Origin of the sequence: Ahniella affigens (assembly GCF_003015185.1) — a bacterium.
Lineage (GTDB): Bacteria > Pseudomonadota > Gammaproteobacteria > Xanthomonadales > Ahniellaceae > Ahniella > Ahniella affigens.
Genome location: NZ_CP027860.1, coordinates 2,308,544 through 2,323,260 on the forward strand (window position 1 = coordinate 2,308,544; position 14,717 = coordinate 2,323,260).

Sequence of the window (14,717 nt, forward strand, 5' to 3'; positions counted from 1 at the left end):
TTGGACCAGCGCCACGTGGCGCGCCATGGGATAATCACTGGCTGACTGTTTGCTTCCAACATACGTGCCACCGATCGCAACCCCCACTGCTGCTGCACCGCGTTCCGGTCACGCGTCGGAATCCGATGGCGTGACGTTCTTAGTGGCGCTCTGTCACTTGCGCTGGCTGGCGGTGCTCTGTCAGGCGATTGTCCTGGTGATCGTGTTGGAGTGGTTGGACGCGCACGTTGATCGCTCTGCACTATGGTCGGCGACCGCAACGCTGGCGGGCTTCAATGTCTACGCAACATGGCGGTCTCGGCGCGCCCGGCAAGCCAGTAATCTTGAGATCGTTCTGCACATTGCTGTGGATGTGTCGGTATTGGCCTGGCTGATTGCCTGGAGTGGCGGCGTTGCCAACCCGTTCACTTCCTTGTTCCTGTTGCCGATCGCATTTGCTGCGATGGCCCTGCCGCCGCGTTGGATCTATGTGGTGGCCGGGCTGTGCGGACTCGCTTATGCGCTGTCCGCATGGTTGGGCAGACCCTTTCCACATGTTCACGGGTTCGCCGGCAGTGCGTTCGACCTGCACCTGTGGGGTATGGCCGTCAACTTTCTGATTTCGGTTGGCGTGGTGGTGTACTTCTTTGCCAGATTGGCCGTGGCGCTCCGTCAACGTGAGCAGGAACTCGCGCGACTGCGCGAACGATTTGCGCGGAACGAGGGCATCCTGGCTCTTGCAACGCATGCGGCCGCTGTGGCCCACGAACTCAACACGCCGTTGGCGACCATGACGTTGGCGCTCGATGACCTCATCGAGCAGGCGCCCCCTTCTTCATCGCGAGATGAGCTTGAGGATGTCCGCGGCTTGGTAGATGTGTGTCGCGATCGCGTCCGCGAACTGGCCGCGCCGGCAATGGGTGTCGATCGCGGCGCGCAGAATCAGCGCCTTCTACTCGACCATATCATCGACCGATGGCAGCTCGTTCGACCAACGATCCGCTTGCAGCGCCAAGGCTCGATAGAGCCAGCGCACGCAGAGGTCGACGCCACAGTCGGACATTTGTTGCAAGCGTTGCTGAACAACGCCGCGGATGCGTCCGAGGCCAACGCCAGCAATCGCGTCGACTTGATGCTCAGTGCCGACGCAACTGGGCTCAGGGGCGAGATTCGCGACTATGGCGCTGGCCTGTCTGACTTGCACTCGGCGATGATCGGCACGCTCCATCACACTACCAAGGCAGAGGGTTTGGGCATCGGTCTCGCCTTGAGCCATGCGACGGTGGAGCGCTTGGGCGGTGACCTCACGATGGTGCCTGCCGGCGATATTGGTGTGCGGGTACGCTTCCATCTGCCATCGACCGGGTTTCAACATTCATGAAACGCGGGCTGCTGATTGACGACGATGCACTGTACTTGCGGACGCTGAAGCGCTCGCTTGAGCGCCGTGACTTTGTCGTCACAACTGCCAGCACCGGCGACGAAGCCCTGGCGATGGCACGTGCCGGGCAACCCGAGTTCGTGTTGCTCGATCTGAAGTTGCTGAGCGAGTCTGGGCTTGATCTGATCAAGCCGTTGCGGGCGGCTTGTCCTGACGCGTACATCGTCCTGGTCACCGGTTATGCCAGCATTGCCACGGCCGTTGAAGCCATGAAGCGCGGGGCCGATCACTATCTCGCCAAACCCGTGACCGCGAACGCCATCGCTCGGGCCTTGCTCGGTGAGACAATCGAGCCCGACGCGCTGGATCCCGCCATGACCCCGCTGAGCCGGGTCGAGTGGGAGCACATTCAACAGGCGATGGTTGATACCGACGGCAATGTTTCGGCGGCGGCCAGACTGCTCGGCATGCATCGGCGAACGTTGCAGCGCAAGTTGGCCAAGCGGCCGATCTCCAGCAATCAGGAGTCTTGATCGGCCTGTCTGAGCAATGTCTGGGTCTGACGTCTGCACCTTGACCTGAGGACTGATGGAGCGCGGCGCGACCACTAGCCAAGTTGGTTTCAGGTTACCGTTGAGCCTCGTTGGACGTTCAGAGCACATGCCGGTGATCGCCGACCCGGCCCCGAATCACGACGGTAAGTGATTGATTCGGGGAGCTTCAGTCGGGCGCGGTGCAGAACGCGATATAGGTCGGCGAGTCCAGGATAGACGCGGTCGGACTCGCGTTATCGGAACTTGCTACTAAACTAACCCCTGTCCCACAGGAAGCCGACCCATGGTTTCAGTCAACGACACGCAATCCGAATCCCCTGACCTGCGGCAAACCGCGGTGGCGCGAATCCAGGACGCGATTCGGCAGGCGGACGCAACCGTGCGCGCCCAGCACCCTTGGCTTTCCTATCAAGACACGATTGGTGTGCTGATTCTGCTGGTTTCACTGGGCGGCATGCTGGCTTTGATTCCGGCGTATACCAACGGCTGGTTGCCCGGCTGGATCGTACCACCGCTGGCGGCGATACTGGCATCCATCACGCATGAACTGGAACACGATTTGATTCACCAGCTCTACGGCCGCAAGCGGCTGTGGCTGCAGAATCTGATGATGGCGCTGGTTTGGCTTGCCCGACCAAGCACGATCAACCCATGGATCCGCAGGCGCCTGCATTTTGCCCATCACAAGCTGTCGGGCACGGCTGCCGATGTTGAGGAACGGGCGATCACCAATGGTGAGCGCTGGGGTGTGCGCCGGTTTTTGATGACCGCGGACGCTGGCGTATCGGTGCTGACGCGCGCGCTCAGCCCCGTTGCATCGGGACGGCGCATGCGTCTGTTCGGACGCGCGCTCGCCGCGTACTTCCCACTCGGTTGGCTGCACTGGTCGATCTGGTGGTTGTTTGTCGCTGATCTCGTGGTGCGATCGGTGTCGATCAGCTTTGGCCTCACGCTGCCCTGGCCTGCGGCAGTCAACAGTTGGCTGCAAGACCAGCAGTGGCTGCTCGTGTGTTGGATTGGTCCGAATGTGCTCCGGAGTTTTTGTCTGCACTTGGTCAGCAGCAACATGCACTACTACGGCGACATCGCCGAAGGTGACTTGATGCGGCAATGTCAGGTACTGACCAAATGGTACTGGTGGCCGGCGCAGCTGTTCTGCTTCAACTTTGGTGGTACGCACGCGATGCACCACTTTGTGGTCAGCCAGCCGTTCTACCTTCGGCAATGGGTGGCGCGCGACGTGCTCCCGGTGATGCGCGATGCGGGCGTGCGATTTGATGATTTGGGTTCGATGGCGCGCGCCAATCGCTTTGGCGAAGCGACGACGCCGGCATGACCTAGGACAGAGTTGCCCGCTTTGGTTTCGTGTTATGAATCGCCGACCTATTTCGCTATCGGAAGCCGCCCATGTTCAAACCCCGCCCCTGGCTGTTGTCGCTCGCCATCACGGCCGCACTTGGCCTCGTCGCCTGTTCGGATTCGACCGCGCCGAGTAGCGCCGGAAGTAGTCCGGACACGGCCGCAGCCGCAGCACCCGTGGTTCAACGTCCGCAGAAGCAGTACCCGATCGAGGATTTCCTCGACACGGTCGCCGTCGGCGGCGCGTCGTTCTCGGCTGATGCCAGCAAGATTCTGTTCTCGTCCAGCAAGTCGGGCGTTTGGAACGCCTACACGATGCCCGCTGGCGGCGGCGACTGGACGCCGGTGACGCAATCGTCGACCGATAACGTCTACGCGGTCGGCTACTTCCCGCACGACGATCGCATTCTGGTCACCCGCGATCAGGGCGGCAACGAACTCAATCATCTGTTCCTGATCGATGCAACGGGCAAGGAGACCGATCTGACGCCAGGTGAAAAGCTGAAGGCTCAGTTTGTCGACTTCAACACGGCAGGCGACGCGTTTTATGTGTCGAGCAATGAGCGGGACCCGCGCTATTTTGATGTGTACCGCTATGACGCGGAAACGCTGAAGCGCGAGCTGATCTTCAGCAATGACAAGGGCTATGAGCCAGCGCTGGTCTCGGGTGATGGCCGCTTCGTGGCGCTGACGCAGTCGAACACGACGAATGACAATTCGCTTTACCTCTATGAGTTGGCGGGCAAAAAGCTCACCCTGCTGTCCGAACATGAAGGCAATGCGCTGTTCAGCGCCGAGGACTTCTCGCCAGACGGCAAGTATCTGTACTACACCAGCAATGCCGGCAGCGAATACGCACGCCTCCGCCGCTATGAACTCGCCAGTGGCGCGCACGAGGACGTTCAGGCCGAATCCTGGGACATTGCGTTCAGCTACTTCTCGCCGAAGGGTAAGTATCGCGTCACCGGTGTGAATGTGGATGGCGCCACGTCCATTCGTCTGTACGATGCGGCCACCGGCGCCGAGGTCGCACTGCCCAAGTTGCCTGCGGGCGAGCTTCGCGGTGCCACGTTCTCGAATGACGAACAGAATCTGGCGCTGTATCTGAATGGTGATCGCCAGCCGAGCGACTTGTACGTGTTCAACCTCGGCCAGCCTGGTGAACCGAAACGCCTGACCAATACGCTCAGCAGCAAGATCGACGCAGAAGATCTGGTCGAGACCAGTGTCGTGCGGTATCAGGCCCGGGATGGTCTCGAAATCCCGAACATTCTTTGGAAGCCGCATCAAGCCAGCGCGGCCAGCAAAGCCCCAGCGATACTGCTCATTCACGGCGGCCCGGGCGGACAAACCACGCGTGCTTGGAACTACCTCGCGCAATATCTCGCGAATCACGGCTACGTCGTGTTGGGCGTCAACAACCGCGGCAGTTCCGGGTACGGCAAGACCTTTTTCGCCGCGGACGATGGCAAGCATGGGCGTGAGCCGCTCTGGGACTGCGTCGACGCAAAGAACTATCTGAAGACGCTCGACTACGTCGACCCGGACAAGATTGGCATCATGGGCGGCAGCTACGGCGGCTACATGACGCTCGCAGCCCTCGCCTTCCAGCCAGAAGAATTCAAGGTCGGCGTCGATATTTTTGGCGTCAGCAACTGGCTGCGCACACTCGAGAGCATTCCGCCTTACTGGGAGAGCTTCCGCAAGGCGCTATATCAAGAAATCGGCGACCCGGCGACACAACGGGACTTCTTGATCGAAACCTCGCCACTGTTCCATGCTGACAAGATCACCAAGCCGCTGCTGGTGCTGCAAGGCGCGAACGACCCACGTGTGATCAAGCCAGAGTCGGACGAAATCGTCGCTGCTGTCAAGAAGAACGGGGTGCCGGTGGAATATGTCGTGTTTGACGACGAAGGCCACGGCTTTGCAAAGAAGGAAAATCAGATTGCGTCGAGTGCCGCCATTCTGAAGTTCCTGGACACCTATCTGAAGTCGGACGCTCCACCTCCAGCGGTTGATGCAGAGGCGACGCCAGAGGCTCCCCCAGCGGACGCACCGGCCAAACCCTGACCATTGGCGCCGCAAACAAAAAGCCCCGATTTCCGTCGGGGCTTTTTTTTGCCATCGCGAACCGGCCGATTCGAACGCGGCCTACGCCCAAGTCAGCCCGAGCATGTAACCAACACCGCTCAGAAACACCACGCCGCCCATGCCCAGAAAGCCCCAGCGAATCTTGGATTTGAAGACGAGCGCCAGACCGGCAAAGAACAACGACACGGTCAGGATCACGCCGGCCAGCGAGAATTTGTCGCCATGGTTGTTGGCATCGCGCCCTTCGTTGAAGCGCTTGTCGGCAGCGTCAAACTCATCGCCGCTGCTGCCAAACACCTCGTCGACGTAGTCCTGATCGAGGTCGATGTTCAGGGCTGCTTCCAATTGCTCAGCGTTGAGTTCGGTTGGCTTGTCTTCGCTCCCTTCGTTGTAAGCCTCGCGGACTTCCATCGGCAGACCAAGGGCCTTGTAGGCAGACTCCGACAACTGCGCCGTGTAGATCCAGCTGGCCATGCTGAGCTGACGGGCTTGGAGCGCTTCATCCTCGCTCTCCAATGCTTCCCACGACAGTTCCTTGGCGCGCTGATCGGCAGCAACATCCTGCATGTACGTGGTCAGTTCGTCGTTGTAGGTCGTCGACGCCTTGGTCGTGAGCGCAGCTGCTTCGCCGTACGCCTCGACACTCTGCCCGCCCCACAGCCCTTCCTGATGCCCGGCGATGGACGCCGCCGTGGCGCCCAAGCCCAACAAGATTGCGGCCGCCAGTTCGAATTTGTCGAATGTGCCTTTTTCGTCTTCTGCCATGATCAACTCCCCGTGTGTAGTGATTTGAGACAGGCCAGCAGGCGCCGGACTGTCGCTCGACCCCGTCGGTTGCCGATTGCCATCAAGCCACAATCGAATTCCGCTGCCTGCCGATTAATAACCCGAGCGGAATCGGCCTGCAAGGCCAGACGCGCGAGAGTTCACAGTTCCTGAGACCTCGGACCACGTGCCCGGCGATGGTGCGCAGCGCGCGCCAGACGGATGACATCGACCCGCTACCGGAGTATCGTCAACCGCGGGCACACTTAGGCGCAGACGAGGATCACATGAGTCTTTTTTCACGCGTTCGTCCGACCCTTCCGCAGAACGACTCCCCCGCAGCGCAGCAGCAGCGCCAAGAGGCATTGCTGGACGAACAGAGCAAGTATGTCTGGAAAGATGATTTCGAGACGCTTCCGGGAATCCCTTTGGCGGCAAGCGTGCCGCGCGACGATCGGCCAACCATCACCTGGCTCTTAGAAGTGGCGGACGTCGGCATCGACATTGTGGCCAACCAAATCCTGGCCCAAACGGGCCGCGGTGACTCACTCAAATCGCAGACTGCGGCCGCTGCGATCAGACCACATTTGGATAGCATGCGTCAGACCATAGCGACGATTCGCAGCGAGCAGAAGGCGACCCCGGACAGCCCGCTTCGAATCGTCGACCATGTGGCCGGGACGCTGCTCAGTCTGCATCGCTCCCGCCTGGACAACGAGTTGAAAACGCTGCAGAACATGATTGCGGCAACCTACCTCGGCAAGCTGGAAAACCCGAGCCTGGAGCAGTATCGAAAGCTGTTTGTCACGCTGCCCTTGCCGGCAATCGCCGATACCTTCATGGACGACGCGACATTTGCCCGGATGCGCGTCGCCGGGCCGAACAGCGTGCTGATTGCCGGCCTGAGTGCCTGGCCGTTGAAGTTTGGGCTCAGCGAGGCGCAGTATCAATCGGTGATGGGCACCAACGATAGTCTGGCCTCGGCGTTAACCGAGCAGCGGCTCTACTGGCTCGATTACGAGGAACTGAGCACTCTGAAAACGGGCACCACTGGTGGAAAGCCCAAGTTCTTATGTGCCCCGCTCGCGCTGTTTGCGATCCCGAAGGGCGGTGGCGCGCTGACGCCGGTTGCCATTCAGCTCGGACAATCACCGGCAGACGGCTTGTTCCTCCGGGTCAGCGACCAGAACAGTCCTGACTGGTGGTCGTGGCAGATGGCCAAGACGTTCGTACAGGCCGCCGAGGGCAACTATCATGAGCTGTTTGTGCATCTCGCCCGCACGCACCTCGTCATCGAGGCATTTGCCGTCGCGACGCATCGGCGGCTGGCGCCCGAGCACCCGCTGAACGTGCTGTTGCTGCCGCATTTTGAAGGCACCCTGTTCATCAACAATTCTGCGGCAGGCAGTTTGATTGCTGAAGGTGGTCCGATCGACCATATTTTTGCTGGACAGATCACCTCCACCCAGACCCTCGCCGGTAGCGACCGGCTGGCGTTTGATGTCACCGCACACATGCTGCCCAACGACTTGGCCAGCCGTCGTGTTGCCGACGTCGCCGCACTCCCTGACTACCCGTATCGCGATGACGCACTGCTGGTCTGGCAGGCGATTCAAGACTGGGTCCGGCAATACGTCAGCGTCTACTATCTGAACGATGCCAACGTCGCGGGCGACACCGAACTGCAAGGTTGGCGTGACGAGTTGCTCGGGCTCGGCAAAATCAAGGGGCTGCCGGAACTCAAGGACCGTGAGACGCTGATCAGCGTGGTGACGATGGTTATCTTTACGGCCAGTGCTCAGCACGCCGCGGTGAACTTCCCGCAGAAGGACTTGATGAGCTTTGCACCCGCAATCAGCGGAGCCGCGTGGGCGCCGGTGCCTAAGCCCGATCAGCCGCAATCGGAGGCGGCCTGGCTGAAACTGTTGCCGCCGATCAAGGAAGCACAAGAGCAGTTGAACGTGCTGTGGTTACTCGGATCGGTGCACTATCGGCCGCTCGGTGACTACCGGGTGAACCATTGGCCGTATCTGCCCTGGTTTCAAGATCCGCGCATCACGGGCAAGAATGGCCCGCTGGCACGTTTCAAACTGGCATTGAAGGCGGTGGAGATGGAAATCGATAACCGGAACGCCGAGCGCGAGGTGCCGTATCCTTATCTGCAGCCGAGTTTGATTCCGACCAGCATCAACATCTGATTTCGACACCGCTCAAGATTGGCATCCGGACACGATCTGGAGCACTAGATTTTGTTGCGATGTTGCAGCTGGTGCTAGGCAGGCGGACTTCCGCCGTGTCTGGCGATGAGTGTGACGTCCCGTCTAGGGAGGGTCTGAATAGGTCCATCCTGGACTTTCAGACCCGCACTGAGTCCGGCACGTGTCCGGACTCAGTGCCCCAGAATCAAGCACTTGTGTGCTTGATTCTGGGCGTGCCATCCATGGCCCGCATCGCCTCTGAACTTGTTCAGAGGCTCCCTAGGTTGCAACGATGCGCGAGTGCGTCTGAATCTCTGCAACAGCAATATGGACAGCCAAAAAAAGAGGCCGCTCGCCAATATCAGCGAGCGGCCAGGCCAGACTTCAAGTCATTCCGCACCATGCTCCTGCAACACGGTGCATTGTTATGGGCTGGATCCAATACCCCACGGTCCAGTTCCGACAAATCGACGCGTCCGTTTTCGGCAGTTGGTCGGCACCGGCCTAGCGTTGCCAGGCCGGCGCTTTCGTCAACTATTTGATACCCAGCGCCTTGAGTTTGCGCTTCGCTTTCCAACCGGTAATGAGCCAATAAAGAATCAGGATCGAGAAACCAATCACCAGGCCGATGAATATTCGAATCTGCCACTGAGTTGACAACCCCTTCTTCGGCGGCGCGGCGGGCTTGTCTGGCCATGGCTCCGCCAAGTACGGGAAGTCGGCGCTGAACGGTTTGTCATTGACGACCGGTCGTGGATAGATCTTGCCGACCGCAATCGCAAGCTCCACCAGGATGCAATCACCAAAGTCGCATGCGATCTTGGCAATGTCGTCTTCCAGTGCACGTCCATTCGGATACAGCACGGGATACCGTGACGTATAAATGCAGACGTCGGGCTCGCCGTCGTAATAGCGAATGGCAAACGTATCGTCATACAGGTTCGTTGCGGGCGCAACGTAGCTCATCAGGAACTTGCGGAGCATGTCGCTCTTGTGGGCCTGGGTGTTGATCGCATCGGCTTGCTCGGCCGGCGGCAGCGTGTTGATGAAGCCGAATCGGGGCAGCTGCGTCCGGAGACCACGCCCAATGTGATCCAGAATCTCGGTGGAACCCTTCTTGCGCGTAATGCCCCACAGAATCCAATCCTGCTGCCCTTCCGGGAACGCCGACATCGGGATGCTCATCACCATCGACACGACGTTCACCCCGAAGAACGGTGTGAAGATAAAGGGATCGTCACGAACGCCCACGTACCACTGGATGTCGTCCGGGTTGTTCAGTCCCTCTACCGTCTTTTCGGCAAGCTCAGCCTGATTGTTGATCCGGATCGTGATCGAGGCATCTGGCTTGATGCCTTGGGGATTGACCACCTGACCGCCGTAGCGTGCCCGGATTTCCGAGTTGCTGTAGTCAATCTGACTATGGAGATCCATGTAGACCACGAACTCGTAGTCTTCAAACTTGTAGGGCGGCGGTGAACTCAAGGAGCGAAAGACGTTATAGACCAAGATCAGGCGATCGCCTTTGGGAAAGACGAACAAGCCGGTGATATTGGGTTCTTTGACAAGCGACGGATCAAACTCGGCCGGAAGCGCCGGATCCGCATGGTCAGAAGCGCTGGCTCGAACAGCCAGTAGACTGAGAACGACTGCGACTAGCAAGGTAAAGAGACGCGACATACCCCAACTCCAGTGCCCGAGGAGACTTGATCCGGGACGGAGCCTATCCTGAAGCCCAGGCCCATGTACAGCCATTGCATCTCATTCGTGAAAGGAGTATATCGGCGAGAATCTTGGGGAAGGGTTTCTTCAGAATTCGTTTCCTCAGGGTTCACTTGTTGGATCACTGCCGGCCGGCACCTGTGCTGGGTCTCTAAGACTTGAGGAAACGTTCATGAAGAAATTCATTCTGGTGCTGCTCGCACTTTTTGGTGTGGCTGCGGTGTTTTTTTCCCGCGGTTGTCGACACGAGGACAAACCCGTCAGCGGTAAGGTCCAAGACGAAGCCATGCTTGCGGGGGTGACGGCTGAGCGCCTGCCCGGTTCCGAAGAAGACTACTTGCGGGACATGGACTACGGGATTACCAAAGACCCGGAAAAGGTCCGCGCGGCCTTGGAGCCCTACGTGCCTGGCATCAGCGCCGAAGACGCCGTCAAGGCGGCGGTACGCGGACGCAACAACTGGGTGGTGTGGACCGCCGGCAACGATCGTCTCTGGGACGAGTTGTCGCGGGCCAGCTTTGGCAACCTCGATCTGCTGAAAACCTTGTCCAGTCACAAGGCCCTCAAGAACAAGCGTTCGAACCGCTGGCAGTACCTCGGTCTGGTCAATGAGCCCTGCTTCAAGGAAGCGACCGGTCCGCGTGCGGATCGCTACGGTCTCTGGCTGGATGAGCGCGTGCAGAGCGACGAGTGCGCACCAGACCCGTATGAAGACGAATCCAAGTATCCGGGCGTTCCCTACGGCGCGCGCGGCAAAGACGGCCTGCCGGTGGGCTCCTACTATGGCTATGCCAGCGGTATCGTCGGCCTGCGCATCTTCCCGAATCCGGCGTTTGACGCGGCCGCACAGAAGAATTGGGATCCAGACAAGTACTACAACGATCCGAAGTACTACAACGACAAGAATCTGGTGAAGCCGTATCGCGTCGGCATGTCGTGCGGCTTTTGCCACGTGGGTCCGAATCCGACCAACCCACCGGCAGATTTCGAGAATCCGAAATGGGAAAACCTGAACTCGAACCCAGGCGCCCAGTACTTCTGGATCGACCGCATCTTCATGTTCGATGTCGATGAAACGAACTTCATCCATCAGCTGTTCGGCACGTCGCGGCCCGGTGCGCTGGACACCTCGCTGGTTTCGTCTGATCAGATCAACAACCCACGCACGATGAATGCGGTCTATCAGCTTGGCGCCCGCCTGGCCATCGCACAGAAATGGGGCAAGGAAACACTCAAAGGCTCCGAGTTGAACAACAAGCAGTTCAACGACTTTGTGCCGCCGATCCCAACGAACTCGCCACTCCTGAACTTCTACAACAATCCAGACGTCAAGACGCCACGCGTGCTGAAGGATGGTTCGGATTCGACTGGCAGTCTGGCTGCCCTGAATCGCGTTTACGTCAACATCGGCTTGTTCAGCGAAGAATGGCTGCTGCACTTCATTCCGCTGCTGGGTGGCCCGGATATCACGCCGTTCCCGATTGCCGCTGCAGCGAAAAACTCGACCTATTGGCAAGCGAACACGGCACAGACGCCTGACCTGGCACTGTTCTTCCTGGCCGCAACCCCGCCTGACTACTTGAAGAATGCGCCCAACGGCCCGACCTACCTGACCACGGACGAGGCCGTTCTGGCGCGCGGCAAGGACGTGTTTGCCGAAACCTGTGCTCGCTGCCACTCCAGCAAGTTGCCCGAGCAGGCCTTCACCGACTTCTTCCCGGATCATGGTTGCGTCAACAGCAATTACCTGCAGTGTTGGAACGACTACTGGCAGTGGACGAAGACGGAAGAGTTCAAGGCTCAGATGCGCGGGATCGTGGCAGCGCCGGACTTCCTCGATAACAACTTCCTGTCGACCGAGTTGCGCATTCCGTCCAGCCTGATGGAAACCAACATGTGCAGCCCGCTCGCCACGAATGCGATTGCTGGCGACATCTGGAACGACTTCTCGTCGAGTTCTTACAAAGGCCTGCCCTCCGTAGGCACGGTCACCGTGCATCATCCGTACACACTGGAGCCACGTCCCTACCAGATGCCTGCCGGCGGTCGCGGTTACACCCGCCCGGCCTCTTTGGTCAGCGTCTGGTCAACAGCGCCCTTCCTGCAGAACAACAGCCTCGGTCCATTCAATTGGTACGGGACGGTCGATGGTCGCATGGAGTCGTTCAACGCTTCGATTGAGCAGTTGCTGTGGCCCGAGAAGCGTGACGGCAACGTCCAGTTCCAGACTGGATCAGGCAAGATGGCTCCGGGTTGGATCGATCGAACCACCAAGACCAGCTATTTGAAGATCGCTGGCGGCTTCCTGCCGGAATTCCTGCAGAAGCATGTTGGGTTCCTGAGCTTCATCTGGCCCAGCGTCTTCGGTGACGGTGGCATCGATCTTGGTCCGATTCCGGAAGGCACCCCGGTCAACCTGTTGTCGAACATCAACCTGAAGGAAAAAGACAAGGTCCTGAAGTTGCTGCCGAAGATCCTGCATGACCTGAAGAAGCTGCCGCGCAACGCCACGGACGACGACGCTCGCAAAGCGTTCGCCAATCTGGTGGAACCGCTGCTCGACGTCAGCAAGTGCCCGGACTACATCGTCAATCGCGGCCACTATTTCGGCACGGATTACCTGCCGGCCGGTGAAGGCGAAACAGCGCTGACCGACGACGACAAGCGCGCGTTGGTCGAATTCCTGAAGACGATGTGAGGCGAGTTTCATGACCGACAACAAAGCGAAATATGAGTACATCGTGGTCGGTTCGGGCGCGGGCGGCGGCACGGTTGCCGCCCGCCTTGCCGAGCTTGGCCATTCGGTGTTGCTGCTGGAGGCTGGTGGCGATCCGCTGAAGCTTTCTGGGGGCGATCCGGTCAATCCCGATGGCAATCGCCTGCCGGCCGATTACCAAGTACCGGTGTTTCACGCGTTCTCATCCGAGAACAATGCGATGAAGTGGGACTTCTTCGTCCGCCATTACAGCGATACCGCAGAACAGCAGAAGGACGAGAAGTACCGGGAATACTGGAATGGCCAACGCGTGGACGGCGTGCTGTATCCGCGCGCCGGCACGTTGGGCGGCTGCACCGCGCATAACGCGATGATCACGGTGTATCCGCACAATGAGGATTGGGACTTCATCGCCACATTGACGGGCGACGGCTCCTGGTCCGCCGACAACATGCGGAAGTTCTTCATGAAGATGGAGAATTGCCAATACCGGCCGGTGTGGCGCTTTCTGTCCAACTTCGGCATCAATCCGACGAAGCATGGCTTTGGTGGCTGGTTCAAGACCGAGGTCGCTTTGCCGGTCAAGGCACTGGCCAAGGATGAGAAGCTGCTGGAGACCATTGCCGTCTCAGCGGCCGAAGCGTTCGAGCACAACGCCGAACCCGTAGAACGTCTGAAATGGGGCGTCGAGGGCAAGGGTGATCCGAATGATTGGCGCCTCGTCAGTGAGAACGCAGTGGGGATCCACTACCCGCCTCTCGCGACGGACAATCACGCCCGACACGGCACTCGCGAACGCGTACTGGATGTCGCCCAGCGGCACCCAGACCGGTTGACGATCGAAATGTGGGCGCTGGCGACTCGTGTGTTGTTTGATGACAGCAATCGCGCAATCGGCATCGAGTTCCAAAAGGGCGAATACCTCTATCGCGCGTCAAACAAGCCCGCCGACAAGGATGGCGATGTGCGGCAAGTGTTTGCGTCCCGCGAGGTCATTCTGGCTGGCGGTGCTTACAATACGCCGCAACTGCTGATGCTGTCTGGGATTGGCGACAAGGACCAATTGAGCAAGTTCAACATCCCGGTGCGTGTAGACTTGCCAGGAGTCGGCAAGAACCTGCAGGACCGCTATGAAGTCGGTGTCGTAAACCGCATGAACTTTCCTAACTGGGAAGTGTTGAAGGATGCGAAATTCTCACCCGGCGATCCGCAGTTCGAAATGTGGCAGAACGACCGCCAAGGCGTGTACATCACGAATGGCGCCGTGCTGGCCGTGATCAAGAAGTCACTGAAGGAACGCCCGCTGCCGGATCTGTTCATCTTCGCACTGCTCGGGCTGTTCAAAGGCTATTTCCCGACGTACTCCAAGCTCTTTGCCGAGCATCTGAACTACCTGACCTGGGCCATTCTGAAAGCGCATACGAACAACAGTGCCGGTTCGGTGACGTTGCGTTCGGCCGACCCGCGCGATGTGCCACAGATCGACTTCCACTACTTCAATGAAGGCAACGATACGAAGGGCGATGACCTCAAGTCAGTGGTCGAAGGCATCAAGTTTGTCCGCAAGATGACGGCGCCGTTAATCGCGAAGGGTGTCATGGCCGAAGAAGAACTCCCAGGCAAGGCTGTGCAGACGGACGAGCAACTGGCCGATTTCGTCAAGTACAACGCATGGGGTCATCATGCCTCGTGCACGTGCCCCATCGGGCCGCGTGACAAGGGTGGCGTGGTCGATGGCGACTTCCAGGTTTATGGCACCAAAGGCTTGCGCATTGTCGACGCCTCGATCTTTCCGAAGATCCCGGGCTTCTTCATTGTGACCTCGGTGTACATGATTGCCGAGAAGGCCGCGCACGTCATTTCGGCTGCTGCCAAACGGTAAGCCGTGTCATGGCGCTGGGCGTCGCGGCCGACGCCCAGCGCCATTTTGTTTTCTGCGCCATCGCAAG

General features: G+C 59.3%; 9 protein-coding genes. 7 read left to right on the top strand and 2 right to left on the bottom strand.

The window, feature by feature from the left end:
* The first annotated feature begins 130 nt into the window (after positions 1-130).
* The 4 genes from C7S18_RS08805 (at position 131) to C7S18_RS08820 (ending at position 5,346) form a co-directional block, all read left to right on the top strand.
* Positions 131-1,360, top strand: a complete 1,230-nt coding sequence (locus C7S18_RS08805) for an ATP-binding protein (protein ID WP_106893976.1) — start codon at positions 131-133, stop codon at positions 1,358-1,360.
* A complete protein-coding gene (locus C7S18_RS08810) occupies positions 1,357-1,893 on the top strand; it encodes a response regulator transcription factor (protein ID WP_106891208.1) in 537 nt (178 codons plus the stop codon). The genes C7S18_RS08805 and C7S18_RS08810 overlap by 4 nt, the downstream gene beginning before the upstream one ends.
* A 304-nt stretch (positions 1,894-2,197) precedes the next feature.
* Complete coding sequence (locus C7S18_RS08815) at positions 2,198-3,250, top strand: fatty acid desaturase (protein ID WP_106891209.1); 1,053 nt, start codon at positions 2,198-2,200, stop codon at positions 3,248-3,250.
* 71 nt (positions 3,251-3,321) lie between these two features.
* On the top strand, positions 3,322-5,346 hold the full coding sequence (locus C7S18_RS08820; protein WP_106891210.1) for a S9 family peptidase: 2,025 nt from the start codon (positions 3,322-3,324) through the stop codon (positions 5,344-5,346).
* An 81-nt stretch (positions 5,347-5,427) separates the two neighbouring features.
* Here the strand turns inward: C7S18_RS08820 and C7S18_RS08825 are convergent, their stop codons facing one another.
* Positions 5,428-6,132: a hypothetical protein gene (locus tag C7S18_RS08825; RefSeq protein WP_106891211.1), complete on the bottom strand. Its 705-nt coding sequence runs from the start codon at positions 6,130-6,132 to the stop codon at positions 5,428-5,430.
* A gap of 287 nt (positions 6,133-6,419) precedes the next feature.
* Here C7S18_RS08825 and C7S18_RS08830 point away from each other — a divergent pair, with 287 nt between their 5' ends.
* Positions 6,420-8,330, top strand: a complete 1,911-nt coding sequence (locus C7S18_RS08830) for a lipoxygenase family protein (protein WP_106893977.1) — start codon at positions 6,420-6,422, stop codon at positions 8,328-8,330.
* Positions 8,331-8,864: 534 nt separating this feature from the next.
* Here the strand turns inward: C7S18_RS08830 and C7S18_RS08835 are convergent.
* Positions 8,865-10,010, bottom strand: coding sequence for a hypothetical protein (locus tag C7S18_RS08835; RefSeq protein WP_106891212.1), 1,146 nt, complete (start codon positions 10,008-10,010; stop codon positions 8,865-8,867).
* 214 nt (positions 10,011-10,224) lie between these two features.
* Between C7S18_RS08835 and C7S18_RS08840 the strand changes: the two genes are divergently transcribed.
* Entirely contained in the window at positions 10,225-12,750 is a 2,526-nt protein-coding gene (locus tag C7S18_RS08840) for a c-type cytochrome (protein ID WP_106891213.1), read from the top strand.
* 10 nt (positions 12,751-12,760) lie between these two features.
* A complete protein-coding gene (locus tag C7S18_RS08845) occupies positions 12,761-14,650 on the top strand; it encodes a GMC family oxidoreductase (protein WP_106891214.1) in 1,890 nt (629 codons plus the stop codon).
* Positions 14,651-14,717: the final 67 nt, after the last annotated feature.

Bases quoted from the DNA above. Each gene is read 5' to 3' on its own strand.
- C7S18_RS08815 (WP_106891209.1), top strand. From the start codon at position 2,198: ATGGTTTCAGTCAACGACACGCAATCCGAATCCCCTGACCTGCGGCAA.
- C7S18_RS08810 (WP_106891208.1), top strand. From the start codon at position 1,357: ATGAAACGCGGGCTGCTGATTGACGACGATGCACTGTACTTGCGGACG.
- C7S18_RS08845 (WP_106891214.1), top strand. From the start codon at position 12,761: ATGACCGACAACAAAGCGAAATATGAGTACATCGTGGTCGGTTCGGGC.
- C7S18_RS08835 (WP_106891212.1), bottom strand. From the start codon at position 10,010: ATGTCGCGTCTCTTTACCTTGCTAGTCGCAGTCGTTCTCAGTCTACTG.
- C7S18_RS08840 (WP_106891213.1), top strand. From the start codon at position 10,225: ATGAAGAAATTCATTCTGGTGCTGCTCGCACTTTTTGGTGTGGCTGCG.
- C7S18_RS08820 (WP_106891210.1), top strand. From the start codon at position 3,322: ATGTTCAAACCCCGCCCCTGGCTGTTGTCGCTCGCCATCACGGCCGCA.
- C7S18_RS08830 (WP_106893977.1), top strand. From the start codon at position 6,420: ATGAGTCTTTTTTCACGCGTTCGTCCGACCCTTCCGCAGAACGACTCC.
- C7S18_RS08825 (WP_106891211.1), bottom strand. From the start codon at position 6,132: ATGGCAGAAGACGAAAAAGGCACATTCGACAAATTCGAACTGGCGGCC.